This is a genomic window from Pseudomonas sp. 05N431 (genome assembly GCF_056397005.1).
Genome location: NZ_JBFTMN010000006.1, coordinates 109,153 through 135,137, shown reverse-complemented (window position 1 = coordinate 135,137; position 25,985 = coordinate 109,153). Strand labels below are relative to the sequence as shown.

Genomic DNA, 25,985 nt, shown 5'->3' with positions numbered 1-25,985 from the left:
GTGCGCGGCATGGCCGAACACCCCGGTCGAAGACTAACGCAAACCGCGTTGAGTCTCGTCCAGCTCACGGATGTACTTGAAGATTTTTCGGCTGGAAGCAGGAGGCTTGCTTTGGGCGAGCTCGTGCTGGGCCTGACGGATCATGGAGCGCAGTTGCTGGCGATCCGCGTCCGGGTAGTCGACGACGAACTTTTCCAGTACGGCATCGTCGCCGGCGATCAAGCGATCCCGCCAGCGTTCCAGACCGTGGAAACGTTCGTTGTACTGGCGAGTGGAGGCATCGAGTTGGTCCAGCAGCACCAAAATGGCGCTGGTGTCCTGATCGCGCATCAGCTTGCCGATGAACTGCAGGTGCCGTTTACGCGCGATGTTCGCGGTGTGCTTGGGCGCATCGGCCAGAGCCCGGCGCAAAGCGTCGGTCAACGGCAGTTTTGCCAGCAAGTCAGGCTTGAGTGTTGTAAGGCGCTCGCCAAGGTCAACCAGAGCATGCAGCTCGCGTTTGACCTGGGATTTGCTTTTTTCTCCCCCGTCGAGGGAGTCGTCGTAAGAATCAACCATGGTGGCAGTCCGCAAAGAAACGCCGCCATGATAACCAGTCGGGGGCCGCTTGTCCGGCCCGGTCGCTCGATGACCTTAACCGAAAGCAGAATTTGAGTGGAGAACAGCATGAGTGCAGTTGAAAGCGTCGGCCCACAAGCGTTGCCGGCACTGCAAGAGCAAGTCGAGCAGATCATCGCCGAAGCCAGGCGCCAGGGTGCCAGCGCCTGCGAAGTGGCTGTGTCTCTGGAGCAAGGCCTGTCGACCACGGTGCGTCAGCGGGAAGTTGAAACCGTTGAGTTCAACCGTGACCAGGGTTTTGGCATCACCTTGTATGTGGGCCAGCGCAAAGGCTCGGCCAGCACCTCGGCCAGTGGCCCCGAGGCGATTCGTGAAACCGTCGCCGCCGCCCTGGCCATTGCCAAGCACACTTCCGAAGACGAACACTCGGGCCTGGCCGACGCCGCGCTGATGGCCAAGGACTTGCCGGACTTCGACTTGTTCCATGAATGGGACATTACACCAGAGCAAGCAATCGAGCGGGCGCTGGCCTGTGAAGCGGCGGCGTTTGCCACCGACAGCCGGATCCTGAACGCCGATGGCACCACCTTAAGCACGCACCAGGGTTGTCGTGTGTACGGCAACAGCCATGGTTTTGTCGGTGGTTATGCGTCGACGCGTCACAGCCTGAGCTGCGTGATGATTGCCGAAGCTGACGGCCAGATGCAGCGCGACTATTGGTATGACGTCAATCGCCAGGGCAATCTGCTGGCCGATCCGGTGAGCATCGGCCAGCGCGCGGCGCAACGGGCGGCCAGCCGCTTGGGCGCACGTCCGGTGCCGACCTGCGAAGTGCCGGTGCTGTTTTCCGCAGAGCTGGCGGGAGGTTTGTTCGGCAGTTTCCTCGGCGCGATTTCGGGCGGCAACCTGTACCGCAAGTCGTCGTTCCTCGAAGGCGCGCTGGGCCAGAAACTGTTCCCTGAATGGCTGACTATCGATGAGCGTCCACACCTGATGCGCGCCTTGGGCAGTTCGGCATTCGATGGCGATGGTCTGGCGACGTACGCCAAACCGTTCGTCGAGAAGGGTGAGTTGGTGTCTTATGTGCTGGGTACGTATTCCGGGCGCAAACTCGGCATGCCAAGCACCGCTAACGCCGGTGGCGTGCACAATCTGTTCGTTACCCACGGCGACGAAGACCAGGCGGCGCTGTTGCGACGCATGGGGCGTGGTTTGCTGGTGACCGAATTGATGGGCCAGGGTTTGAACATGGTCACCGGTGACTACTCTCGCGGCGCAGCGGGCTTCTGGGTCGAGAACGGTGAAATCCAGTTCGCGGTCCAGGAGGTGACTATTGCCGGCAACATGCGCGACATGTTCAAGCAGATCATTGCGGTGGGTAATGACCTGGAACTGCGCAGCAACATTCGCACCGGTTCGGTGTTGATCGAGCGGATGACCGTCGCGGGCAGCTAAGCGCCAGCGCGATACAAAAAAAGCGCGCCACCCAAKGGGTGGCGCGCTTTTTTATTGCCTGAAGCAAACCCTGTGGTGAGGGGGCTTGCCCCCGTTGGGGCGCGGAGCGGCCCTAAAGCCAGCCGCCGCGAATATTCAGGTGGAATGCGATTGTTGGATTACGACCGCTTCGCGATCGAGCGGGGCGGTGCGGCGTTCCGACAAGCCCCCTCGCCACACAAGCCCTCGCCAAAAGGTTGTGTGCTTACTCGCCTTCGTCGAAGAAGTTGTTGATCAGTGCCACCAATGCGTCCATCGCTTCCTGCTCCTGTTCACCTTCAGTGCTCAGGTGGATCTTGGTGCCTTTGCCAGCCGCGAGCATCATCATGGCCATGATGCTTTTGCCGTCGACCATGGATTGCGGTGTGCGTCCGGCTCTGATCTGGCAGGGAAACTGACCCGCAACGCCCACGAATTTGGCGGAAGCACGGGCATGCAGACCCAGTTTGTTGATGATTTCAATTTCCAGAGCAGGCATCGCGGTGTGAATCCTTTAGCTAAGGTCGCGGTGGCGAACCTGGACGTTCTTCAGGGATTGTTGCAGGACCTGGCCCAGGCGTTCGGTCAGGTAGACGGAGCGGTGATGCCCGCCGGTGCAGCCAATGGCGATGGTGACGTAAGCGCGGTTGCTGGCGGCAAAGCGCGGCAGCCATTTGAGCAGGTAAGTGGAGATGTCCTGGAACATCTCTTCGACATCCGGCTGAGCCGCCAGATACTCGGCAACCGGCTGGTCCAGCCCGGACTGAGCGCGCAGTTCCGGCTTCCAGTACGGGTTCGGCAAGCAACGTACGTCGAACACCAGATCGGCATCCACCGGCATGCCCCGCTTGAAACCGAAGGATTCCACCAGAAACGCAGTGCCCGGCTCTGGCTGGTTCAAGAGGCGCAACTTGATGGTATCGCGCAGCTGATACAGGTTCAGATTGGTGGTATTGACCTTGAGGTCTGCCAGGTCGGCAATCGGCCCCAGCAGATTGGTCTCGTCTTCGATGGCTTCGGCCAGCGAGCGGTTGGCGTTGCTCAGCGGGTGACGGCGACGGGTTTCCGAGAAACGCTTGAGCAAGGTTTCTTCGTCGGCGTCCAGGTACAGCACATCGCATTGAATGTGCCGGCTGCGCACTTCTTCCAGGAGTTCCGGGAAACGTGACAGGTGGCTCGGCAGGTTGCGCGCATCGATGGAAACCGCAACCAGCGGTTGCGCCAGTTCGGTGTGAATCAGTGCACGCTCGGCCAGTTCCGGTAACAGGCCGGCCGGGAGGTTGTCGATGCAGTAGTAGCCGTTGTCCTCCAGTACATCGAGGGCAGTGCTTTTACCTGAGCCAGAGCGGCCGCTGACGATGATCAAGCGCATGATTAGTGACCGTTCTGCTCGTCGAGGACAACCTGATACAAGGCTTCATTACTTTTTGCGCTGCGCAGGCGATCGCGGACTTCTTTACGATCGAGCATGCTGGCGATCTGGCGGAGCAGTTCCAGGTGCGCATCGGTAGCGGCTTGCGGGACCAGCAAAACGAACAGCAGGTCGACCGGAGCACCGTCGATGGCGTCGAAATCTATTGGGGCGTCCAGGTGCATCAAGGCACTGATGGGCGACTCGCAACCTTTGAGGCGGCAGTGGGGGATGGCGATGCCGTTGCCAAAACCGGTGGAACCGAGTTTTTCACGGGCGACCAGACTCTCGAAGACATCCTGCATGGCCAGACCCGGCACTTCTCGGGCGATCAGGTTGGCAATTTGTTCGAGGGCTTTCTTCTTACTGCCGCCCGGCACGTTCACCAAAGAACGGCCGGGGGTCAGGATGTTTTCAAGTCGGATCATGGGTTGGGAGTGTTAACGACCGGTCGCGCCCTGGAGGAGGCTCTGGGTCTTTTCCTTATGCTTTTTGAGTTGTTTATCCAGCTTGTCGGTCAGGGCGTCGATCGCGGCATACATGTCGTTATGCTCAGCGTTGGCGACCACTTCTCCACCGGGGATATGCAGCGTGGCTTCGATTTTCTGCAGCAGCTTCTCGACGGTCAACGTGACCTGCACATTGGTGATCTTGTCGAAATGCCTTTCTAATCGGTCGAGCTTTTCGCCGATGTAGATGCGCAGGGGTTCGGTCACTTCCAGTTGGTGTCCACTGATGTTGACTTGCATACAGCTTCTCCTTCGTTGCCAGTGCATAAGGCGGCAGGCTGGCTTGCCTGCCACTAGAGCGTGTCCGAAAAGCTTTCGAACACACCCTGGAACGCTATGGCGTAGCCCGTCACATCAACCGCTTGCGTTCGCTCGAAGGCGCGATCCCCAGGGACTCGCGGTACTTGGCGACGGTGCGGCGGGCCACCTGAATGCCTTGTGCCTCCAGTAAACCAGCGATCTTGCTGTCACTCAACGGCTTTTTCTGATTTTCCGCAGCAACCAGTTTTTTGATGATTGCGCGAATCGCTGTGGATGAGCATTCACCGCCTTCGGAGGTGCTGACATGGCTGGAGAAAAAATATTTCAGTTCATAAATACCGCGTGGGGTATGCATGAATTTTTGCGTGGTCACCCGTGAAATCGTCGACTCGTGCATGCCGACCGCTTCGGCGATGTCATGCAGGACCAACGGCTTCATGGCCTCATCGCCGTACTCAAGGAAGCCGCGCTGGTGCTCGACGATCTGGGTGGCGACTTTCATCAGGGTTTCGTTACGGCTTTGCAGGCTCTTGATGAACCAGCGCGCTTCCTGCAACTGATTGCGCATGAAGGTGTTGTCGGCGCTGGTGTCGGCGCGACGGACGAAGCCGGCGTACTGCGGGTTGACGCGCAGACGCGGAACCGACTCCTGGTTCAGCTCTACCAGCCAGCGCTCGTTGTCTTTGCGCACGATGACGTCAGGTACCACGTATTCGGCTTCGCTGGACTCGATCTGCGAGCCCGGACGCGGGTTGAGGCTCTGCACCAGTTCGATGACCTGGCGCAGCTCATCTTCCTTGAGCTTCATGCGGCGCATCAGCTGGCTGTAGTCGCGGCTGCCCAGCAGGTCGATGAAATCGATGACGAGGCGCTTGGCCTCGGCCAGCCAAGGGGTCTTGGCGGACAATTGCCGCAATTGCAGCAACAGGCATTCGCTAAGGTTGCGTGCGCCGATACCGGCCGGCTCGAATTGCTGGATGCGATGCAGGACGGCTTCGATTTCGTCGAGCTCGATGTCCAGTTCCGGATCGAAGGCTTCGAGGATTTCCTCGAGGGTTTCGTCCAGATAGCCCTGATTGTTGATGCAGTCGATCAGGGTCACCGCGATCAGCCGATCGGTGTCGGACATCGGCGCCAGGTTCAATTGCCAGAGCAGATGGCTCTGCAGGCTTTCGCCGGCGGACGTGCGAGTGGTGAAATCCCATTCGTCGTCATCGTTGCTCGGCAGGCTGCTGGCGCTGGTCTGGTAAACGTCTTCCCAGGCGGTGTCGACCGGCAGTTCGTTAGGGATGCGCTCGTTCCAGTCGCCTTCCTCGAGGTTATCGACCGTCGGCGCGGTTTCCTGGTAGGAGGGTTCCTGGATGTCGGTGTTGGGTTTCTGCTCGATGTTGTCCGCCATCGGATCGGCGTTATCGAAGTCGTCGCCTTCTTCCTGGCGTTCGAGCATTGGATTGGACTCCAGTGCCTCCTGGATTTCCTGTTGCAGGTCCAGGGTCGACAATTGGAGCAGGCGGATGGCCTGTTGCAGCTGCGGTGTCATCGTCAGCTGCTGGCCCATTCTCAAGACTAGCGATGGTTTCATGGCAGGGGCTTAACACCTTATTCGCCGGCGCACATGCGCCATCCACTACAGGGCGCCGGAGCGCCAAACATAAGCAAATTATATGCCTGAAACTGAAGTGTTTGCCTAGAGCGCTGTAACAATAAATACGTATAGTTTTATTGGGGCAAGCGCTCCGGCGACTGACCAGACACCTCAGTGCTTACAGGCGGAACTCATGGCCCAGATACACTTCCTTGACCAGGTCGTTGGCCAGGATGGTTTCGGCGTCGCCTTCGGCGATCAGTTGCCCGTCGTTGACGATGTAGGCGGTTTCGCAGATGTCCAGAGTTTCACGAACGTTGTGGTCCGTGATCAGCACGCCGATACCCTTGGCCTTGAGGTGATGAATGATCTGCTTGATGTCACCCACCGAAATCGGGTCCACGCCGGCGAAAGGTTCGTCGAGCAGGATGAATTTCGGTGCCGTGGCCAGGGCGCGAGCGATTTCCACACGGCGACGTTCGCCACCGGAAAGGCTCATGCCGAGGTTGTCGCGGATGTGGTTGATGTGGAATTCCTGCAGCAGGCTTTCCAGCTCTTTGCGACGACCGGCCTTGTCGAGTTCCTTGCGGGTCTCGAGGATGGCCATGATGTTGTCGGCAACCGAGAGTTTGCGGAAGATCGACGCTTCTTGTGGCAGATAGCCGATCCCTGCCCGTGCACGACCATGCATTGGCTGGTGGCTGACGTCGAGGTCGTCGATCAGTACGCGACCCTGATCGGCCTGGACCAGGCCCACGATCATGTAGAAGCAGGTCGTTTTGCCGGCACCGTTCGGGCCTAGCAGGCCGACGATCTGGCCGCTGTCGATCGACAGGCTGACGTCACGCACGACCTGGCGGCTCTTGTAGCTCTTGGCCAGATGCTGGGCTTTCAGAGTTGCCATTACTGGGCCTTCTGCTCGTCGGTTTTCTTTTTCGGCTGGATAACCATATCGACCCGTGGGCGTGGAGCGGTCACCGATGAACCGGTAGCGCGGCCTGCGTTAGCAACCTGCTTGACGGTGTCGTAGACGATTTTCTCGCCTTCGGTAGTGTTGCCTTCGTTGATCACCTTGGCGCGGTCAATCAGTACGATGCGGTTTTGCGCAGCATGGTACTGGATAGTCACCCCATAGCCCTGGACGGGTTTCGTGTCGGTCGGCTTTTGCAGCTGCTCGAAATACGCCAGGTTGCCCACCGAGGTCACGACATCGATGTCGCCGGCCTTGGTGCGGGTGATGGTCACGGTGTTGCCTTTGATGATCATCGAGCCCTGGGTAATGATCACGTCACCTTTGTAGGTGGCCACGCCATTCTTGTCGTCCAGCTGAGCATCGTCAGCCTGAATGCGAATGGGTTGCTGGCTATCGTTCGGCAGAGCCCAGGCGCTCACGCTTCCCAGTGCTGCGCCCAGACTGAGCAAAATAGGGAGAGTTTTAACGAGCCTCATACTGTCCTCTTACGTTCGATAGCAGGTGTATCCTGCTTTCTTTCAAATACGCTTTCATTCCGTTACCCGTCGATACACCACCAGCGCCGTCGATTCTAACGGCTTGCTCGGTCTGCGCATATTGCTGTTGCGGGAATACAGTCATACGACTACTGGTAATCAGCATCGGGCGGTTCTGTTCGTCGGTGCGTGCGATACGTACCGAATCGATCAATTCAACTTCAGTGCCGCCTGAATTGACTTCGCCACGTTCGCTCTGGACGTGCCAGGGGTACACGGTGCCCCGATACATGTTCAGGTCGGGATTGGTCAGCAGGGTGATGTCGGTCGCTTTGACATGCTCGACCTTGTCGGACGTCAAGTCGTACTGCAATTTGCCATCGGGCAGGTACTGCACGCTGTGGGCGTTGATGGCGTAGTAGTCGATCTGATTCTCGTCGACGTGCGCTACCGGCTTGTCGAGAAAGCGTTCCGGGCTGATATTCCAGTAGCCAACGGCCGCGAGCAACGCGGCAATGACCCCGAAAAACAGTATGTTGCGAATCTTCTTGCTCAGCATAAGTGGCTCATAGGTACGCGGCATTAGCCGCTTCAAGGTTGCCCTGGGCGCGCAGGATCAGTTCACAGAACTCGCGAGCGGCACCTTCGCCGCCACGGGCCTGAGTGACGCCGTGAGCGTTTTCGCGGACGAAGCTGGCGGCATTGGCCACTGCCATGCCCAGGCCAACGCGGCGAATCACCGGCAGATCCGGCAGGTCGTCACCCAGATAGGCAACCTGTTCATAGCTTAGGCCCAGTTGTGCCAGAAGCTCGTCGAGCACCACCAGTTTGTCCTCGCGGCCCTGATACAGGTGAGGAATGCCAAGGTTTTTGGCGCGTCGCTCGACCACCGGGGTCTTGCGTCCGCTGATGATGGCGGTCGTCACGCCGGAGGCCATCAGCATCTTGATGCCCTGGCCGTCGAGGGTGTTGAAGGTCTTGAATTCGCTGCCGTCTTCGAGAAAGTACAGGCGACCGTCGGTCAGCACGCCATCGACGTCGAAAACCGCAAGCTTGATGTTTTTGCCGCGTTGCAGCAGGTCCGCGCTCATTACATTACTCCTGCACGCAGCAAATCGTGCATGTTCAAGGCGCCCACCGGACGGTCCTCGCTGTCGACCACCACCAGTGCGTTGATTTTGTGGTCTTCCATGATTTTCAGGGCTTCGGCAGCAAGCATTTCGGCGCGGGCAGTCTTGCCATGAGGGGTCATGACGTCGTCGATGATGGCTTGATGGATGTCGATGGTCCGGTCCAGCGTGCGGCGCAGGTCGCCGTCCGTGAAAATGCCGGCGAGTTTGCCGTCAGCTTCCAGTACCACGGTCATGCCCAGGCCCTTGCGGGTCATTTCCATCAGCGCGTCTTTGAGCGGCGTGCCACGCACGACTTGCGGCAATTCCTGGCCCGCGTGCATGACATTTTCGACTTTCAGCAACAACCGGCGACCCAGAGCGCCGCCGGGGTGTGAAAACGCGAAGTCTTCGGCAGTGAAGCCGCGGGCTTCGAGCAAGGCAACGGCCAGTGCATCACCCATTACCAGTGCCGCCGTGGTGGAGGAGGTCGGTGCCAGGTTCAGCGGGCAGGCTTCGTGCTCGACATGAACATTGAGGTTCACTTCGGCAGCCTTGGCCAGCGGCGAATCAGGATTGCCGGTCAGGCTGATCAGCTTGATGCCCAGACGCTTGATCAGTGGCAGCAGCGTGACGATTTCGTTGGTGGAACCGGAGTTCGACAGCGCGAGGATGATGTCATCGCGAGTGATCATGCCCATGTCGCCGTGACTGGCTTCGGCCGGGTGCACGAAAAAGGCCGTGGTGCCGGTGCTGGCGAGGGTGGCGGCAATCTTGTTGCCGATGTGCCCGGATTTGCCCATGCCGACCACGACTACGCGGCCTTTGCTGGCCAGAATCATCTCGCAAGCGCGTACGAAATCTGCGTCGATGTGGGGCAGCAAGCCTTCTACGGCTTCAAGCTCGAGGCGGATGGTGCGTTGTGCTGATTGAATCAGGTCGCTGGATTGGCTCATGTCAGAAATCGTATAGCCTGATGAAAAGGCGGCGATTATAGCGGTAATGAGCAAATCCCTCACGTTAGTTCGTCGTGCTTTATTCAGGCGACCCCCGCAAACGCTGAAACTTGGGTCTTTTTGCCTGTCTTGATGCTGAACGCTGCGGGCTTCGGCCTTGGGCGCATTGTATTAGCAGTGATATAGTTCGTCGCCAGTTCGGCCTGCCCAGGATGTTGTGTGCTCTCGGCAGGGAGCCCGGCGTCCGAGTGAGAGGCTTGCATCGCAAGGAGTTTAGATGAGTGCCGATAACGCCTACGCGGTCGAGCTGAAGGGTGTGTCCTTCAAGCGCGGCGCGCGCAGCATTTTCAATAATGTCGATATTCGCATTCCGCGCGGCAAGGTTACCGGCATCATGGGACCTTCCGGTTGCGGAAAAACCACGCTGCTGCGCCTGATGGGCGCGCAGTTGCGCCCTTCAGGTGGCGAAGTGTGGGTCAACGGGCAAAATTTGCCCACGCTGTCTCGTAGCGACCTGTTCGATGCGCGCAAGCATATGGGCGTGCTGTTTCAGAGCGGCGCGCTGTTCACGGACCTCGATGTTTTCGAAAACATCGCCTTTCCGTTGCGTGTTCATACCCAGCTTCCGGATGAAATGATCCGTGACATCGTCTTGCTCAAATTGCAGGCGGTAGGGTTACGTGGTGCCATCGACCTGATGCCCGATGAGTTGTCCGGCGGCATGAAGCGCCGTGTCGCGCTGGCACGGGCCATTGCCCTCGATCCGCAAATTCTGATGTACGACGAACCTTTTGTGGGGCAGGACCCAATCGCCATGGGCGTTCTGGTGCGCCTGATCCGCCTGCTTAACGACGCCTTGGGCATCACCAGTATCGTGGTCTCCCATGATCTGGCCGAAACCGCGAGTATTGCCGACTACCTGTACGTCGTAGGTGATGGGCAGGTGTTGGGGCAGGGGACTCCCGATGAACTGATGAACTCCGATAATCCGCGGATTCACCAATTCATGAAGGGTGATCCAGACGGGCCGGTACCGTTCCACTTTCCAGCGACGGATTACCGCGCAGATCTTCTGGGGAAGCGCTGATGCGCAAGATTTCACTAATAGAGAGAGTTCGTCGATTCGGCCAGGCCGGCATCGACAGCGTCGCGGTGCTCGGCCGTTCATCACTGTTCCTGTTTCACGCCCTGCTGGGGCGTGGTGGTGTCAGTGGCGCATTTGGCTTGCTGGTCAAACAGTTGCACTCGGTCGGCGTGATGTCCCTGGTGATCATCGTGGTCTCCGGGATATTCATCGGGATGGTGCTGGCGCTGCAAGGCTTCAACATTTTGTCCAGCTACGGTTCGGAGCAAGCGGTTGGGCAGATGGTTGCGCTGACACTGTTGCGTGAACTGGGGCCGGTGGTGACCGCGTTGCTGTTCGCCGGGCGTGCCGGTTCTGCATTGACCGCCGAGATCGGCAACATGAAGTCCACCGAGCAGTTATCCAGTCTGGAAATGATTGGCGTCGACCCGCTCAAGTACATCATTGCCCCTCGTCTGTGGGCCGGCTTCATCTCCCTTCCGGTGCTGGCGATGATTTTCAGCGTGGTCGGGATCTGGGGCGGTTCCTGGGTGGCCGTCGACTGGTTGGGTGTGTATGAAGGTTCCTACTGGTCGAACATGCAAAACAGCGTGACGTTCGACGGCGACGTGTTCAATGGCATCATTAAAAGCATTGTATTTGCCTTCGTCGTGACCTGGATCGCCGTATTCCAAGGCTACGACTGTGAACCCACTTCCGAAGGGATCAGTCGTGCCACCACCAAAACCGTGGTGTACGCCTCATTGGCCATCCTCGGCCTGGACTTTATTTTGACTGCCTTGATGTTTGGAGATTTCTGATGCAAAACCGCACCCTGGAAATCGGTGTCGGCCTTTTCTTGCTGGCTGGCATCCTGGCTTTAGTGTTGCTTGCCCTGCGGGTCAGTGGACTGTCCCCTGTTTCGAGCACCGACAGCTATAAACTTTATGCGTATTTCGACAATATCGCCGGTTTGACGGTCAGATCAAAAGTGACCATGGCCGGTGTGACCATCGGCAAGGTCACGGCAATCGATCTGGATCGCGACAGCTTCACCGGACGAGTGACCATGCAGCTGGAAAAGCGCGTAGATAATCTGCCGACTGACTCCACTGCATCTATCCTCACGGCAGGCCTGTTGGGTGAGAAATACATCGGTATCAGCGTGGGTGGGGAACAGTCTCTACTCAAGGATGGCGGGACCATCCATGACACGCAGTCGTCGCTGGTGCTCGAAGACCTGATCGGTAAATTCCTGCTCAATACCGTTAGCAAAGACGCCAAATAAGGAGTTTTTTCATGATCTCAACCTTGCGACGTGGCCTGTTGGTATTACTGGCGGTCTTGCCCTTCATGGGTAACGCCGTGGCTGCGCAGTCCGCGCACGATATCGTGCAGGACACCACCAATCGGTTGCTCGCCGACCTGACGGCGAATAAAGCGAAGTACAAGCAGGATCCGAAAGGCTTTTACGATTCCTTGAACAGCATCGTCGGGCCCGTGGTGGATGCCGAGGGCATTTCCAAGAGCATCATGACGGTCAAATACTCGAAAAAAGCCACGCCTGCGCAAATGAAGACCTTTGAAGATAACTTCAAGCGCGGGCTCTTCCAGTTCTATGGCAATGCCTTGCTCGAGTACAACAATCAGGGCATTACCGTCGACCCTGCCAAGGATGAGTCGGGAGACCGTACAAGCGTTGGCATGACAGTCAAAGGCAGCAATGGCGCGATCTATCCTGTGTCTTACACACTCGAAAAGATCAATGGCGAGTGGAAGCTGCGTAACGTGATCATCAACGGCATCAACATTGGCAAGCTGTTCCGTGATCAGTTCAGCGACGCGATGCAGCGCAATGGCAATAACCTGGACGCGACCATCAATGGTTGGGCCGGTGAAGTCGCCAAAGCCAAGGAAAAGACCGAAGCAGAAACGACTCAGAAGAAGCCCGCCCAATGAGTGAGTCGGCTGTCAGCATGGGCGAGGCCGGTGAGCTGAAGCTCAGCGGCGTACTCGATTACCGTACCGGGCCGGCGTTGCGCAAGCAGGGCCAGGCCTTGATCAAGTCGAGCACGGCGCCAGCCCTGGTGGTTGATTGCTCGGGTGTGCAAAAGTCCAGCAGCGTCGGTTTGTCGTTGTTGCTGTGTTTCATGCGTGACGCGCAAGCGGCGGGCAAGGCGTTGAGCATTCGTGCCTTGCCTGACGACATGCGTGAAATCGCTCAGGTCAGCGAATTGACCGAGCTGTTGGCACACCCCTAACTATCATCTATAAAGAAGCCCCCCGTCAGAGTCCTGCTATGCGGGGTTCGCAGGCGCGGGGCTTTTTTGTATGATGTCCGACCCGCGCGCACAGGGCGCCGATTGAGGTTGAGCATGCAGGCCAACGAAGTGAAGAGCTTTCTTGAAGGAAAGCTGTCCGAGACTCTTTTATCAGTACAGGTAGAAGTTGAGGGCGAAGGCTGCAACTTTCAGCTGAACGTGATTAGCGATGAACTGGCGGCATTGAGCCCGGTCAAGCGTCAGCAGCAGATCTATGCCCATTTGAACCCATGGATCACCGATGGCAGCATCCATGCGGTCACTATGAAATTTTTCAGCAGCGCGGCCTGGGCCGAGCGCACCTGAGCCCAAGGGCGTCGAGATTCTTATGGATAAACTGATTATTACCGGCGGTGTTCGTCTTGATGGCGAAATCCGCATTTCCGGGGCAAAGAACTCTGCCCTGCCGATTCTGGCGGCAACGCTGCTGTGCGATGGCCCGGTTACGGTCGCCAACCTGCCGCACCTGCACGACATCACCACCATGATCGAGCTGTTCGGTCGCATGGGCATTGAGCCGGTGATCGACGAGAAACTCAGCGTTGAAATCGACCCGCGGACCATCAAGACCCTGATCGCTCCGTACGAACTGGTTAAAACCATGCGTGCGTCGATTCTGGTTCTGGGCCCGATGGTCGCGCGTTTCGGTGAAGCTGAAGTTGCACTGCCTGGCGGTTGCGCCATCGGCTCGCGTCCGGTCGACCTGCACATCCGTGGCCTTGAGGCCATGGGTGCAGTCATTGACGTGGAAGGCGGCTACATCAAGGCGAAGGCGCCAGAAGGCGGCCTGCGCGGTGCAAACTTCTTCTTCGATACCGTCAGCGTGACCGGTACCGAGAACATCATGATGGCGGCCGCCCTGGCCAAGGGCCGCAGCGTTCTGGCTAACGCCGCTCGCGAGCCTGAAGTCGTCGACCTGGCGAACTTCCTGAACGCCATGGGTGCGAAGGTTTCCGGTGCCGGCACCGACACCATCACCATCGACGGCGTCGAGCGTCTGCACACGACCACTTACAAAGTGATGCCGGACCGTATCGAAACCGGTACTTACCTGGTGGCTGCTGCCGTGACTGGCGGCCGCGTGAAGGTCAAGGACACCGATCCGACCATCCTTGAAGCCGTTCTGGAAAAACTCAAGGAAGCCGGTGCTGAAATCACTACCGGCGAAGACTGGATCGAGCTGAACATGCACGGCAAGCGGCCGAAAGCCGTCAACGTGCGTACGGCTCCGTACCCGGCGTTCCCGACCGACATGCAAGCGCAGTTCATCTCCCTCAACGCGATTGCCGAAGGCACTGGCGCTGTCATTGAGACGATCTTCGAAAACCGCTTCATGCACGTCTATGAACTGCACCGCATGGGCGCTCACATCCAGGTCGAAGGCAACACTGCGATCGTCACCGGCATCGAAAAACTCAAGGGCGCGCCAGTCATGGCCACCGACCTGCGGGCTTCGGCCAGCCTGGTGATTTCGGCGCTGATCGCTGAAGGCGACACGCTGATCGATCGCATCTACCACATCGACCGTGGTTACGAGTGCATCGAAGAGAAACTGCAGATGCTCGGCGCGAAAATCCGCCGCGTACCGGGCTAGTTCCTGCTTCATGGGCACAGGGAAGTGCCCGTTGATTTGTTGTAGTCGGGGGTGTTTTATCCCCGATGTGTGTCCGGCGCCGTTTGCGACCGGGCATGAGTACCTTGATAAGGACTGACGTTTCCCATGTTGACCATCGCACTGTCCAAGGGCCGCATCCTCGACGACACCCTGCCGCTTCTGGCTGAAGCGGGCATCGTGCCGACCGAGAATCCGGACAAGAGCCGCAAGCTGATCATCCCCACGACCCAGGCCGACGTGCGCTTGCTGATCGTGCGCGCCACCGATGTGCCGACCTACGTCGAGCATGGTGCCGCTGACCTGGGCGTCGCCGGTAAAGATGTGCTGATGGAATACGGCGGCCAGGGCCTGTACGAGCCACTGGACCTGCAAATTGCCCAGTGCAAGCTGATGACCGCCGGTAAAGTCGGCGCGGTCGAGCCCAAGGGCCGTCTGCGCATTGCCACCAAGTTCGTCAACGTTGCCAAGCGTTATTACGCCGAGCAGGGTCGTCAGGTCGACATCATCAAGCTTTATGGCTCGATGGAGCTGGCACCGCTGATCGGTCTGGCGGACAAGATCATCGACGTGGTCGATACCGGTAACACGCTGCGGGCCAACGGCCTGGAGCCACAGGATTTCATTGCTGCCATCAGCTCCCGGCTGATCGTCAACAAAGCTTCGATGAAAATGCAGCACGCCCGTATCCAGGCGTTGATCGACACCCTGCGCAAGGCAGTGGAGTCTCGACACCGCGGCTGATTCACCTGCGCGACGTTAAGTCGCGCCCGTCTATCCGCCTCATAGCCAGAATTCTCAGGTGCCCAAGCGGATGGAGTGCTAGCTTCGGGTGCCTGAGTTTTTGCCAATCCTATGAGGCTCTCGCTATGACCGCACCGACTGCAATTCGCCGACTCAACGCTGCTGACCCGGATTTCGCGCATCATCTGGATCATCTGCTGAGCTGGGAAAGTGTGTCTGACGACTCGGTCAATCAGCGGGTGCTGGACATCATCAAGGCTGTGCGTGAACGCGGCGACGCGGCGCTGGTTGAATTCACCCAGAAGTTCGACGGCCTGCAAGTGGCGTCGATGGCCGACCTGATCCTGCCACGCGAGCGCCTGGAACTGGCATTGACCCGGATCACCGTGCCTCAGCGCGAAGCGCTGGAAAAAGCCGCGGCGCGGGTGCGCAGCTACCACGAAAAACAGAAGCAGGATTCCTGGAGCTACACCGAAGCCGACGGCACGGTGCTGGGCCAGAAGGTCACGCCGCTGGATCGCGCCGGTCTGTACGTACCGGGCGGCAAGGCGTCTTATCCGTCTTCGGTGTTGATGAACGCGATTCCGGCGAAGGTTGCCGGCGTGACCGAAGTGGTCATGGTCGTACCGACGCCACGCGGTGAAGTCAACGAACTGGTGCTGGCGGCGGCGTGCATCGCTGGCGTCGACCGGGTGTTCACCATCGGTGGCGCGCAAGCGGTTGCCGCGCTGGCCTATGGCACTGAAAGCGTGCCGAAGGTCGACAAGGTCGTTGGCCCGGGCAACATCTATGTCGCCACCGCCAAGCGTCACGTGTTCGGCCAGGTCGGTATCGACATGATTGCCGGCCCTTCGGAAATCCTCGTAGTGTGCGACGGCCAGACCGATCCGGACTGGATCGCCATGGACCTGTTCTCCCAGGCTGAGCACGACGAAGACGCCCAGGCGATTCTGGTCAGCCCCGACGCCGGGTTCCTCGACAAGGTTGCGGCAAGCATCGCCAAACTGCTGCCGACGATGGAACGCGCCGAAATCATTAAAACCTCGATCAATGGCCGTGGTGCGCTGATCCAGGTGCGCGACATGCAGCAGGCCATCGACGTGGCCAACCGCATTGCGCCGGAACACCTGGAGCTGTCGGTCGCTGATCCGCAAGCCTGGCTGCCGCAGATCCGCCACGCCGGTGCGATCTTCATGGGCCGCCACACGTCCGAGGCCTTGGGCGATTACTGCGCCGGTCCCAACCACGTGCTGCCGACTTCCGGCACCGCGCGTTTCTCCTCGCCGCTGGGTGTGTATGACTTCCAGAAACGTTCGTCGATCATCTTCTGCTCTGAGCAGGGTGCCTCCGAGCTGGGCAAGACCGCTTCCGTGCTGGCCCGTGGCGAGTCGCTGACCGCTCACGCCCGCAGCGCCGAATACCGCATCGTTGACGACAAGCAGGGGAAATGAGCATGAGTAAATTCTGGAGTCCATTCGTCAAGGATCTGGTGCCGTACGTACCGGGCGAGCAGCCGAAACTGGCGAAGCTGGTCAAGCTCAACACCAACGAAAACCCTTACGGCCCATCGCCTAAAGCACTGGCGGCGATGCAGACCGAACTGAACGACAACCTGCGTCTGTACCCGGACCCCAACAGCGACCTGCTCAAGCAGGCGGTGGCCGAGTATTACGGCGTGCAGGGCAATCAGGTGTTCCTCGGCAACGGTTCCGATGAAGTGCTGGCCCATATTTTCCACGGTCTGTTCCAGCACGGCCAACCGCTGCTGTTCCCGGACATCAGCTACAGCTTTTATCCGGTGTATTGCGGCTTGTACGGCATTCCATTCGATGCGGTGCCGCTGGACGAGCAGTTCCAGATTCGCGTCTCGGACTACGCCAAGCCAAACGGCGGGATCATTTTCCCCAACCCGAATGCACCGACCGGTTGCCTGTTGGCACTGGACGCTGTGGAGCAAATCCTCAAGGCCAGCCCTGATTCGGTGGTGGTGGTCGACGAAGCCTACATCGACTTCGGCGGCGAAACCGCAATCAGCCTGGTCGACCGTTACCCGAACCTGCTGGTGACTCAGACCCTCTCCAAGTCTCGCTCGCTGGCCGGTTTGCGCGTGGGCCTGGCGGTGGGGCATCCGGACCTGATCGAGGCGCTGGAGCGGATCAAGAACAGCTTCAACTCCTATCCTCTGGATCGCCTGGCGATTGTCGGTGCGGCAGCGGCGTTTGCCGATCGCGAGCACTTCGACAAGACCTGTCAGTTGGTGATCGACAGTCGCGAGTGGGTGGTCAAGCAATTGCAGGAGAAGGGCTTTGAGGTATTGCCGTCGGCAGCGAACTTCATCTTCGCCCGTCACCCGCAGCATGACGCGGCAGGCCTGGCGGCGAAGTTGCGCGAGCAAGGCGTGATCGTCCGGCACTTCAAGCAGGAACGGATTGCCCAGTTCCTGCGCATCACCATCGGTACGCCAGAGCAGAATCAGGCGTTGATCGACGGTTTGGGCAGTCTCTGAAATCGACCCCTCACCCTAACCCTCTCCCCAGAGGGGCGAGGGGACTGACCGAGGGGGTTGGTCGATATGCTGCGACCTGAGAGATCAAGCCGAACTCAGATTTGAAAACAACAGAGATCGGCTCCCTTCCCCCTCTCCCCCTTGGGGAGAGGGCTGGGGTGAGGGGTGGTTTCTGGATCTGCCTACGATTCAAGCCACTCCTCAACCTCATTCACTCGTGATGCGGTTCACCGAGGAACGTCAACGAACTGAACACCCCTCGCGTTGCCACGTCCGGATTGTCCTTCAACGGGATTTCCACCTGCGCGGCAATCACATTCAACCCTTCATTGCGCACCAGCACCTGCGCCCGGCCTTCGGCATCGGTTTCCGTGCTCAAGGTGTTCGGCGCGTTGCGATAATCGCCAATCAATTTGATCCCTGCGGCCGGTTTGCCGTCGAGCAACACCCGCACTGGCAAAGACTTGCCCGGGCCAACGGTCAGCGGATCAACTTCCGGCACAATCAGCAGTTTGATCTGATCAAGCGCAGGCAGCTTCGCTCCCGGCTGATAAATCGCCAGGCTGTACTTGAACGTCTGGGTCGACTCGATGGCGCCCGGCACTTTGCTGCGCCCCTGATTGATCCACTTCTTGTCGGCGGTCTGCGACCACATGCCATTGTCCAGCGCCACGGCGAGCACTGCTGGCGATTTTAGCGGTTGCAGGCGCGCATGATCGGCCAGGCGTTCTACGGTGACCGGGATCATCTTGCCGCCGATGTCATAGGCCCAGGCGCCGCTGATTTTCTGCGCCTTGAAGGCATTGTCTTCGGCACCGTGGCCGTAGATGACTTCGATGTTGCCGCGGCGTTGTTCGGTCCATAGGCCATGGGCCGAGACCTGGCCGGTAAACATCAGGCCAAGCAGCAGGCTGAGCGCTACGGGTTTGAGGTGTGGCATGGTGACTTCCTTTTACAGGTTGAGTGTCAGGCTGACGGTGAAATTGCGCGGCTCGCCGGGGTTGACCCAGTAGTTGCTGTAGGAGCGCTCGAAGTATTTCTCGTCGAAAAGGTTGTTCAGGTTCAGCCCCAACGTGACGTTTTCACTGGCCTTGTAATGGGCCAGCAGGTCGACGGTGTGGTAGGCCGGCAGTTCGAAGTCGCTGCCGGCTTCACCCGAGCGATCGCCGACATAGGTGTAGGCCGCGCCGACATCCGAGCCACGCAGCAGACCTTCCTGAAACTCATAAACGCCCAGCAGGCTGCCGCTGCGGTTGGCCACGCCGAGTATCCGGCTGCCGGTGGGAATGACTTTGTCGCCTTGGGTGACCTCGGCGTCGATGTACGCAAACGCACCGATCACGCGCACAGCGTCGGTGAGTTGCCCGCTGACTTGCAGATCGAAGCCCCGGCTGCGGGCCTTGCCCATGGCGCGGTTGCTATCGGTGGTGGGGTCGAGGGCGAGGACGTTTTCTTTTTCGATATGAAAAGCGGCGAGGGTGCTGCTCAGGCGCTCATCGAACAGCTCGCTCTTGATCCCGATCTCGTAGCCAACGCCTTCTTCCGGATCGAAGGATTTGCCTGTGGCATCCAGGCCGTTGTTGGGTTTGAACGAGGTCGAGGCGTTGGCGAACAGTCCATGCTGTGGCGTCAGTTGATAGAGCAGGCCGGCGCGTTGGGTCAGAGCGTCGTGGTTCTGTCGGCTGCGGTTGTTCAGCGTGTGATCGTCGAGGGTTTGCTCGAAGTGTTCGAAGCGTGCTCCGAGCATGCCGCGCAGGCGGTCGGTGAACACGATCTGGTCCTGAAGGTTGAGTGCCTGACTTTCGACCTGCTCGAAAAAGTCCGGGCCCGAGCGCTTGCCATCGGGTTTGGGCTGACCATAGACCGGGTTGTAGATGTCGATCGCGTAAGGGCCGCCAGCGATAGTGGTGACGCGTTCATTCTTGCGGAAGTTTTCGTACTCGCTGCCAATCAGCAGTTCGTGTTGCCAGCTGCCGATGTCGAACAAACCGCGCAGTTCGAGCTGGGTGATGCTGTCGTGCCAACGACTGTCGCGCTCGCGGTAACGGCGGTTGACCGTGTGCTGGTCGGCGTTCAATGGGCGGGCTTCCGAGGCGAATCCCCAGAGTTTGCCTTCCTTGTAATGGCTGGCCAGGCGCAGTTTCCAGGCGTCGTTGAGGTGGTGTTCGAGGGTGGCCTGCAGCAGATTGTTGTGATTGTCGATGTTGCCGTCGTCGGGTTCGCCGAGGAAGGTCGAGCGCGAGACGCCGCTCCAGCTGTTGTTCGGCGCGACGATGCCACGGTCGAAGGTCGAGCTGTGCCGGACAACTTCGCTTTCCACCAACAGGCTTGTGTCCGGGTTGAGTTGCCAACTGAGCGACGGCGCAACGAACACCCGCTGGCTGTCGACGTGATCACGAAAACTGTGGTTGTCTTCGACCGCCAGATTGACCTGCGACAACACATTGCCTTGCGGGTCGAGCGGGGTGTTGACGTCCAGCGCGGTGCGATAACGATCCCAACTGCCGGCGCTGGTCTGCAAGGTGCTGAAGGTTTCGGGCTGGGGCTTTTTGGTGACGATGTTCACCGTACCGCCAGGGTCGCCGCGCCCGTAGAGGCTGGCGGCGGGGCCCTTGAGGACTTCAAAGCGTTCGACGTTTGCGGCGTCCGGGGTGCTTGGATAGCCACGGTTGGCGCTGAAGCCGTCCTTGTAGAACTCCGAGGTGGTGAAGCCGCGCACGCTGTACTCATACAGCGTCAGGCCGCCGAAGTTGTTTTGCTTCGATACGCCACCGGCAAACTCCAGCGCGCGCTCGACATTGTGGCTGCCCAGGTCCTTGAGCACGCTGGCAGGAATCACGCTGATGGATTGCGGGATATCGCGGATCGCCGTGTCGGTTTTGGTTGCGCTGGATGAGCGCGTGGCGCGATAGCCATTCACCGGGCCGGTGGCAGACTCGTAATCGGAGGTGACGCTGATGGTGTCCAGTTCAAGCGGTTGCGGGTCTTCGGCGAACACCGGATCCCCCAGCAGGCCGAGAGCCAGGCCTGCCAGAGGAGCAAATTTACGAGACGGCATGAGAGCGTTCCAATAGCGATATTGAAACAATATAACATGCCTAATGAGAATGTATGCTTTTAGAGGTTTCGAGATGATTGGCGCTGTCGAAGGCTTCGAAAAGATCGTCCGAACGCGGCCCGAACCTTCGGCAGCGCCTACGATTTATTCTTCTTCTTTGACCGGTGCTGGCGGCGGACGCAGGCCGATTTCTGCGGTCAGCTTGAGTTCCTTGCCATTGCGCATGACCTGAACAGTCACTTTGTCAGTCGGTTTGATCCGCGCCACCTGGTTCATCGAACGGCGGCCATCGCCGGCCGGTTCGCCGTCAATGCTGAGGATCACATCGCCCAATTGCAGGCCGGCTTTTTGTGCCGGGCCGTCGCGGAAAATCCCCGCAACGACAATCCCGGGACGCCCGGACAGGCCATACGATTCCGCCAGTTCCTGACTCAAGGGCTGCACTTCAATCCCCAGCCAGCCGCGAATCACCTGACCGTGTTCGATGATCGACTTCATGACTTCCATCGCCAGCTTGATCGGGATCGCGAAACCAATGCCTTGTGAGCCGCCGGACTTGGAGAAAATCGCGGTGTTGATCCCGGTAAGGTTGCCGTTGGCGTCTACCAGCGCACCGCCGGAGTTACCCGGGTTGATTGCGGCGTCGGTCTGGATGAAGTCTTCGTAGTTGTTCAGGCCTAACTGATTGCGCCCGGTGGCGCTGATGATACCCATGGTCACGGTCTGGCCGACGCCAAACGGGTTGCCGATGGCCAGCGCGACATCGCCGACGCGGATGTTTTCCGAGCGGCCGACAGTGATCGACGGCAGGTTCTTCAAATCGATTTTCAGTACCGCGAGGTCGGTTTCCGGGTCGCTGCCGATCACTCGAGCAAGGGTTTCACGACCATCCTTGAGCGCGACGACAATCTGGTCGGCGCCTGAGGTCACGTGGTTATTGGTCAGCAAATAACCTTCAGGGCTCATGATCACCCCGGAACCGAGGCTCGACTCCATGCGTTTCTGCTTGGGTGCGTTGTCGCCGAAGAAACGCCGGAATTGCGGGTCTTCAAACAACGGATGGCTGGTTTTGTTGACCACTTTGGTGGTGTAGAGGTTGACCACTGCCGGTGCGGCAATGACCACGGCTTCGGCGTAAGACACCGGCCCCTGTTGGGTCTGAGTGGTTTGTGGGGCTTGTTGCAGGTTCACATCCAGGCTTGGCAGGCCGACCCATTGCGGGTAACGCTGGATGATCAACAACGCGATAAGCACGCCGGCCAGCAGCGGCCAGCCAAAGAAACGCAGACCCTTGAGCATTAAGCAAATCCTGGGAGGTTACGGAGAGCCGTCTACGGCCCATAATGTCGCGCATTATACGAGGCCGCGCGCGCCTCTGAACGGGATATTTAGGAGTCTTTTATGGCCGTTGCCCTGAGCACCCTGGTAGAAGAAGCGGATCGTTACCTTGCCAGTTCGCGGATTGCCGATTATTGCCCCAACGGCTTGCAAGTCGAAGGTCGGCCGCAGGTCATGCGCATCGTCAGCGGCGTCACGGCCAGCCAGGCATTGCTCGATGCAGCGGTCGAAGCCAAGGCCGACCTGGTGCTGGTTCACCACGGCTACTTCTGGAAAGGTGAAAACCCCTGCATCACCGGTATGAAACAGCGTAGGCTCAAAACCCTGCTCAAGCACGATATCAGCCTCCTGGCCTATCACCTGCCGCTGGATTTGCACCCGGAAGTGGGCAACAACGTGCAACTGGCTCGCCAGCTGGACATTACCGTCGAAGGTCCGCTGGACCCGGAAAACCTCAAAGTGGTCGGACTGGTCGGTTCGCTTGCCGAACCCATGACCGCGCGCGACTTTGCCCGTCAGGTGCAAGAGGTCATGGGCCGCGAGCCGTTGCTGATCGAGGGCAGCAAAATGGTCCGGCGCGTCGGCTGGTGCACGGGCGGTGGCCAGGGTTATATCGATCAGGCGGTGCAAGCCGGTGTCGATCTGTACCTGAGCGGTGAAGCGTCCGAGCAAACCTTCCACAGCGCCCGGGAGAACGACATCAGCTTTATCGCCGCCGGCCATCACGCCACCGAACGCTTCGGCGTGCAAGCGCTGGGGGATTATCTGGCGCGACGGTTTGCCCTTGAACACATCTTCATCGACTGCCCGAATCCGATTTGACGCAGGCAGTCAATGTGGGAGCGAGCTTGCTCGCGATTACGGACTGACATTCACCAGGGATGTCGACTGAAACACCGCTTTCGCGAGCAAGCTCGCTCCCACAAGGGCCTGCGGCGCCCGAACAGGCAGGTATATTCATATGCTCTTTCGATCTAGTCGGTGACCTGATTAGAAGAGGTCGCTGTGCTAGCATTCGCCGCTCGAACACGGCCCGCTGGCCGTTCATAAGAAAGCTTTCGTGAGTAGCCATGGTCGACAAACTGACGCATCTGAAACAGCTGGAGGCGGAAAGCATCCACATCATCCGCGAGGTGGCCGCCGAGTTCGACAATCCGGTGATGCTGTACTCCATCGGTAAAGACTCCGCCGTGATGCTGCATCTGGCACGCAAGGCGTTCTTCCCGGGCAAGCTGCCGTTTCCGGTGATGCACGTCGACACCCAATGGAAATTTCAGGAGATGTACAGTTTCCGCGACAAGATGGTCGCAGAGCTGGGCCTTGACCTGATTACCTACGTCAACCCGGAAGGCGTGGCGCAAGGGATCAACCCCTTCACCCATGGCAGCGCCAAGCACACCGACATCATGAAGACCGAAGGCCTGAAACAGGCTTTGGACAAGTACGGCTTCGACGCAGCCTTCGGTGGTGCGCGCCGCGATGAAGAGAAATCCCGCGCCAAAGAGCGCGTGTACTCGTTCCGCGACAGCAAGCACCGCTGGGATCCGAAAAACCAGCGTCCCGAGCTGTGGAACATCTACAACGGCAAGGTCAACAAAGGCGAATCGATCCGCGTATTCCCGCTGTCGAACTGGACCGAGCTGGACATCTGGCAGTACATCTACCTTGAAGGCATCCCGATCGTCCCGCTGTACTTCGCCGCCGAGCGCGAGGTCATCGAGAAGAACGGCACGCTGATCATGATCGACGACGAGCGCATCCTCGAGCACCTGAGCGACGAAGACAAAGCCCGCATCGTCAAAAAGAAAGTGCGTTTCCGTACCCTTGGCTGCTACCCGTTGACGGGCGCGGTGGAGTCCGAGGCCGAAAGCCTCACGGACATCATTCAGGAAATGCTCCTGACGCGAACTTCCGAGCGCCAGGGCCGAGTCATCGATCACGATGGCGCCGGCTCGATGGAAGACAAAAAACGTCAAGGTTATTTCTAAGGGGCTGTCATGTCGCACCAATCTGATTTGATCAGCGAGGACATCCTCGCCTACCTGGGCCAGCACGAACGCAAAGAGCTGCTGCGCTTTCTGACCTGCGGTAACGTCGACGACGGCAAGAGCACCCTTATCGGGCGTCTGCTGCACGACTCCAAGATGATCTACGAAGACCATCTGGAAGCCATTACCCGCGACTCGAAAAAAGTCGGCACCACCGGTGACGACATCGACCTGGCGTTGCTGGTCGACGGCCTGCAGGCCGAGCGCGAACAAGGCATCACCATCGATGTCGCGTACCGCTATTTCTCCACCGCCAAGCGCAAATTCATCATTGCCGACACCCCTGGCCATGAGCAGTACACCCGCAACATGGCCACCGGTGCATCCACCTGTGACCTGGCGATCATCCTGGTCGACGCCCGTTATGGCGTGCAGACCCAGACCCGTCGCCACAGCTTCATTGCCTCGTTGCTGGGCATCAAGCACATCGTCGTCGCCATCAACAAGATGGACCTCAAGGACTTCGATCAGGGCGTGTTCGAGTCGATCAAGGCCGACTACCTGAAGTTCGCTGAAGGCTTGAAGATGAAGCCTACCAGCATGCATTTCGTGCCGATGTCGGCGCTGAAAGGCGACAACGTGGTGAATAAATCCGAGCGCTCGCCGTGGTACACCGGCCAGTCGCTGATGGAGATCCTTGAGACCGTGGAAGTCGCGGGCGACCGTAACTTCACCGACCTGCGTTTCCCGGTGCAGTACGTCAACCGGCCAAACCTGAACTTCCGCGGTTTCGCCGGCACCCTGGCCAGCGGCATCGTCAAGAAGGGCGACGAAGTCGTGGTGCTGCCGTCGGGCAAGAGCAGCCGCGTGAAATCCATCGTCACCTTCGAAGGTGAGCTGGAACACGCAGGTCCTGGTCAGGCTGTAACGCTGACCATGGAAGACGAAATCGACATCTCCCGTGGCGACCTGCTGGTGCATGCCGACAACGTGCCGCCAGTCACCGACAGTTTCGAAGCGATGCTGGTATGGATGGCTGAAGAGCCGATGCTGCCGGGCAAGAAATACGACATCAAGCGCGCCACCAGTTACGTGCCGGGCTCGATTGCCAGCATCGTCAACAAGGTCGACGTGAACACCTTGGAAGAAGGCCCGGCCAGCGCCTTGCAACTGAACGAGATCGGTAAGGTCAAGATCAGCCTCGACGCGCCGATTGCCCTCGACGGGTATGAAAGCAACCGCACCACCGGTTCGTTCATCATCATCGACCGCTTGACCAACGGCACCGTCGGCGCCGGCATGATCGTCGCCCAGCCTTTGGCTCACGGCAGCTCTACGCACCACGGCAAGTTGGCCCATGTAGCCACCGAGGAGCGTGCCCAGCGCTTCGGCCAGCAACCGGCTACCGTGCTGTTCAGCGGTCTCTCGGGCGCGGGCAAAAGCACGCTGGCCTATGCGGTTGAACGCAAGCTGTTCGACATGGGCCGTGCGGTGTTTGTGCTCGATGGCCAGAACCTGCGTCACGACCTGAACAAAGGTCTGCCGCAGGATCGTGCCGGGCGTACCGAGAACTGGCGTCGTGCGGCTCACGTCGCACGTCAGTTCAACGAAGCCGGTTTGCTGACCCTGGCGGCGTTTGTCGCACCGGATGCCGAAGGCCGTGAACAGGCCAAGGCGCTGATCGGTGGCGATCGCTTGCTGACCGTTTATGTGCAGGCGTCGCCGATGGTCTGCGCCGCGCGTGATCCGCAAGGGTTGTACGCCGCGGGTGGCGACAACATCCCGGGCGATTCCTTCCCGTACGACGTGCCGCTGGACGCCGACCTTGTGGTTGACACCCAGACGCTGTCGCTGGAAGAAAGCGTCAAGCAAGTGCTGGATCTGCTGCGTAAACGCGGCGCGATCTAAGCGCTCGCTTCCAGTAAAAAGCCCGCAGATGAGCAATCATCTGCGGGCTTTTTTGTGTCTCGTCGGGCCTCATCGCGAGCAAGCTCGCTCCCACATGGGATCTCTATGGAATACAAATTTTGTGTTCACCAACGAT

General features: G+C 59.2%; 28 protein-coding genes. 14 read left to right on the top strand and 14 right to left on the bottom strand.

Translation table 11 applies throughout. The features are described 5' to 3' along the window. Positions 1-33 precede the first annotated feature (33 nt). On the bottom strand, positions 34-558 hold the full coding sequence (gene yjgA, locus AC1DIG_RS13265) for a ribosome biogenesis factor YjgA (RefSeq protein WP_054593999.1): 525 nt from the start codon (positions 556-558) through the stop codon (positions 34-36). A gap of 108 nt (positions 559-666) precedes the next feature. Between yjgA and pmbA the strand changes: the two genes are divergently transcribed. Next, the gene (gene pmbA / locus AC1DIG_RS13260; RefSeq protein ID WP_477767671.1) at positions 667-2,013 is read left to right on the top strand and encodes a metalloprotease PmbA; all 1,347 of its coding nucleotides are present in this window, start codon (positions 667-669) and stop codon (positions 2,011-2,013) included. Between the two features lie 244 nt (positions 2,014-2,257). On the opposite strand, the gene AC1DIG_RS13255 is transcribed toward pmbA, so the two are convergent. From AC1DIG_RS13255 to AC1DIG_RS13210, 10 genes are all read right to left on the bottom strand, one after another. Further along, positions 2,258-2,530: an HPr family phosphocarrier protein gene (locus tag AC1DIG_RS13255; RefSeq protein WP_019691890.1), complete on the bottom strand. Its 273-nt coding sequence runs from the start codon at positions 2,528-2,530 to the stop codon at positions 2,258-2,260. 15 nt (positions 2,531-2,545) lie between these two features. Next, complete coding sequence (rapZ, locus tag AC1DIG_RS13250; protein WP_427530107.1) at positions 2,546-3,403, bottom strand: RNase adapter RapZ; 858 nt, start codon at positions 3,401-3,403, stop codon at positions 2,546-2,548. 2 nt (positions 3,404-3,405) lie between these two features. Beyond that, positions 3,406-3,870: a PTS IIA-like nitrogen regulatory protein PtsN gene (gene ptsN, locus AC1DIG_RS13245; RefSeq protein WP_054593995.1), complete on the bottom strand. Its 465-nt coding sequence runs from the start codon at positions 3,868-3,870 to the stop codon at positions 3,406-3,408. Between the two features lie 12 nt (positions 3,871-3,882). Beyond that, positions 3,883-4,191 carry a ribosome hibernation-promoting factor, HPF/YfiA family gene (gene hpf, locus AC1DIG_RS13240; RefSeq protein ID WP_054593994.1) on the bottom strand — a complete coding sequence of 103 codons (309 nt, stop codon included), beginning with the start codon at positions 4,189-4,191 and terminating at the stop codon, positions 3,883-3,885. A 109-nt stretch (positions 4,192-4,300) separates the two neighbouring features. Continuing rightward, a complete protein-coding gene (locus tag AC1DIG_RS13235) occupies positions 4,301-5,794 on the bottom strand; it encodes an RNA polymerase factor sigma-54 (protein ID WP_477767670.1) in 1,494 nt (497 codons plus the stop codon). A gap of 181 nt (positions 5,795-5,975) precedes the next feature. Then, a complete protein-coding gene (lptB, locus tag AC1DIG_RS13230; protein WP_019691895.1) occupies positions 5,976-6,701 on the bottom strand; it encodes an LPS export ABC transporter ATP-binding protein in 726 nt (241 codons plus the stop codon). Then, entirely contained in the window at positions 6,701-7,246 is a 546-nt protein-coding gene (gene lptA / locus AC1DIG_RS13225; RefSeq protein ID WP_477767669.1) for a lipopolysaccharide transport periplasmic protein LptA, read from the bottom strand. The genes lptB and lptA overlap by 1 nt, the downstream gene beginning before the upstream one ends. After that, positions 7,233-7,805, bottom strand: a complete 573-nt coding sequence (lptC, locus tag AC1DIG_RS13220; protein WP_477767668.1) for an LPS export ABC transporter periplasmic protein LptC — start codon at positions 7,803-7,805, stop codon at positions 7,233-7,235. The genes lptA and lptC overlap by 14 nt, the downstream gene beginning before the upstream one ends. Before the next feature lie 7 nt (positions 7,806-7,812). Further along, entirely contained in the window at positions 7,813-8,337 is a 525-nt protein-coding gene (locus AC1DIG_RS13215; RefSeq protein WP_477767667.1) for a KdsC family phosphatase, read from the bottom strand. Further along, positions 8,337-9,311, bottom strand: coding sequence for a KpsF/GutQ family sugar-phosphate isomerase (locus tag AC1DIG_RS13210; RefSeq protein WP_477767666.1), 975 nt, complete (start codon positions 9,309-9,311; stop codon positions 8,337-8,339). The genes AC1DIG_RS13215 and AC1DIG_RS13210 overlap by 1 nt, the downstream gene beginning before the upstream one ends. Before the next feature lie 277 nt (positions 9,312-9,588). On the opposite strand from AC1DIG_RS13210, the gene AC1DIG_RS13205 reads away from it, so the two are divergent. The 10 genes from AC1DIG_RS13205 to hisC all read left to right on the top strand — a co-directional run bounded on the left by AC1DIG_RS13205 (position 9,589) and on the right by hisC (position 17,557). Next, positions 9,589-10,398 carry an ATP-binding cassette domain-containing protein gene (locus AC1DIG_RS13205; RefSeq protein ID WP_145015817.1) on the top strand — a complete coding sequence of 270 codons (810 nt, stop codon included), beginning with the start codon at positions 9,589-9,591 and terminating at the stop codon, positions 10,396-10,398. Continuing rightward, a complete protein-coding gene (gene mlaE / locus AC1DIG_RS13200) occupies positions 10,398-11,195 on the top strand; it encodes a lipid asymmetry maintenance ABC transporter permease subunit MlaE (protein WP_477767665.1) in 798 nt (265 codons plus the stop codon). Before AC1DIG_RS13205 ends, mlaE begins: the two co-directional genes overlap by 1 nt. After that, complete coding sequence (gene mlaD / locus AC1DIG_RS13195; RefSeq protein WP_019691901.1) at positions 11,195-11,662, top strand: outer membrane lipid asymmetry maintenance protein MlaD; 468 nt, start codon at positions 11,195-11,197, stop codon at positions 11,660-11,662. Before mlaE ends, mlaD begins: the two co-directional genes overlap by 1 nt. An 11-nt stretch (positions 11,663-11,673) precedes the next feature. After that, entirely contained in the window at positions 11,674-12,333 is a 660-nt protein-coding gene (locus AC1DIG_RS13190) for an MlaC/ttg2D family ABC transporter substrate-binding protein (RefSeq protein WP_477767664.1), read from the top strand. Next, positions 12,330-12,635, top strand: coding sequence for an STAS domain-containing protein (locus AC1DIG_RS13185; RefSeq protein ID WP_477767663.1), 306 nt, complete (start codon positions 12,330-12,332; stop codon positions 12,633-12,635). Before AC1DIG_RS13190 ends, AC1DIG_RS13185 begins: the two co-directional genes overlap by 4 nt. A 114-nt stretch (positions 12,636-12,749) precedes the next feature. Beyond that, positions 12,750-13,001 carry a BolA family protein gene (locus tag AC1DIG_RS13180; protein WP_019691904.1) on the top strand — a complete coding sequence of 84 codons (252 nt, stop codon included), beginning with the start codon at positions 12,750-12,752 and terminating at the stop codon, positions 12,999-13,001. Between the two features lie 22 nt (positions 13,002-13,023). Next, on the top strand, positions 13,024-14,289 hold the full coding sequence (gene murA, locus AC1DIG_RS13175) for a UDP-N-acetylglucosamine 1-carboxyvinyltransferase (protein ID WP_427530124.1): 1,266 nt from the start codon (positions 13,024-13,026) through the stop codon (positions 14,287-14,289). Positions 14,290-14,415: 126 nt separating this feature from the next. After that, a complete protein-coding gene (gene hisG / locus AC1DIG_RS13170) occupies positions 14,416-15,051 on the top strand; it encodes an ATP phosphoribosyltransferase (RefSeq protein WP_007941260.1) in 636 nt (211 codons plus the stop codon). A gap of 125 nt (positions 15,052-15,176) precedes the next feature. Next, on the top strand, positions 15,177-16,502 hold the full coding sequence (gene hisD / locus AC1DIG_RS13165; protein WP_477767662.1) for a histidinol dehydrogenase: 1,326 nt from the start codon (positions 15,177-15,179) through the stop codon (positions 16,500-16,502). A gap of 2 nt (positions 16,503-16,504) precedes the next feature. Further along, positions 16,505-17,557: a histidinol-phosphate transaminase gene (gene hisC, locus AC1DIG_RS13160; RefSeq protein ID WP_477767661.1), complete on the top strand. Its 1,053-nt coding sequence runs from the start codon at positions 16,505-16,507 to the stop codon at positions 17,555-17,557. Between the two features lie 211 nt (positions 17,558-17,768). On the opposite strand, the gene AC1DIG_RS13155 is transcribed toward hisC, so the two are convergent. From AC1DIG_RS13155 to algW, 3 genes are all read right to left on the bottom strand, one after another. Beyond that, positions 17,769-18,497 carry a DUF4198 domain-containing protein gene (locus AC1DIG_RS13155; protein ID WP_477767660.1) on the bottom strand — a complete coding sequence of 243 codons (729 nt, stop codon included), beginning with the start codon at positions 18,495-18,497 and terminating at the stop codon, positions 17,769-17,771. A 12-nt stretch (positions 18,498-18,509) separates the two neighbouring features. Beyond that, positions 18,510-20,615, bottom strand: coding sequence for a TonB-dependent siderophore receptor (locus tag AC1DIG_RS13150; RefSeq protein ID WP_477767659.1), 2,106 nt, complete (start codon positions 20,613-20,615; stop codon positions 18,510-18,512). Positions 20,616-20,759: 144 nt separating this feature from the next. Continuing rightward, complete coding sequence (gene algW / locus AC1DIG_RS13145; protein ID WP_477767658.1) at positions 20,760-21,914, bottom strand: Do family serine endopeptidase AlgW; 1,155 nt, start codon at positions 21,912-21,914, stop codon at positions 20,760-20,762. 102 nt (positions 21,915-22,016) lie between these two features. Here algW and AC1DIG_RS13140 point away from each other — a divergent pair, with 102 nt between their 5' ends. From AC1DIG_RS13140 to cysN, 3 genes are all read left to right on the top strand, one after another. Then, on the top strand, positions 22,017-22,775 hold the full coding sequence (locus AC1DIG_RS13140; RefSeq protein WP_427530134.1) for a Nif3-like dinuclear metal center hexameric protein: 759 nt from the start codon (positions 22,017-22,019) through the stop codon (positions 22,773-22,775). 248 nt (positions 22,776-23,023) lie between these two features. Continuing rightward, entirely contained in the window at positions 23,024-23,941 is a 918-nt protein-coding gene (cysD, locus tag AC1DIG_RS13135; protein WP_477767657.1) for a sulfate adenylyltransferase subunit CysD, read from the top strand. Positions 23,942-23,950: 9 nt separating this feature from the next. Continuing rightward, positions 23,951-25,849 (top strand): sulfate adenylyltransferase subunit CysN, encoded by a 1,899-nt coding sequence (gene cysN / locus AC1DIG_RS13130; RefSeq protein WP_216742423.1) that lies wholly within the window; start codon positions 23,951-23,953, stop codon positions 25,847-25,849. Positions 25,850-25,985: the final 136 nt, after the last annotated feature.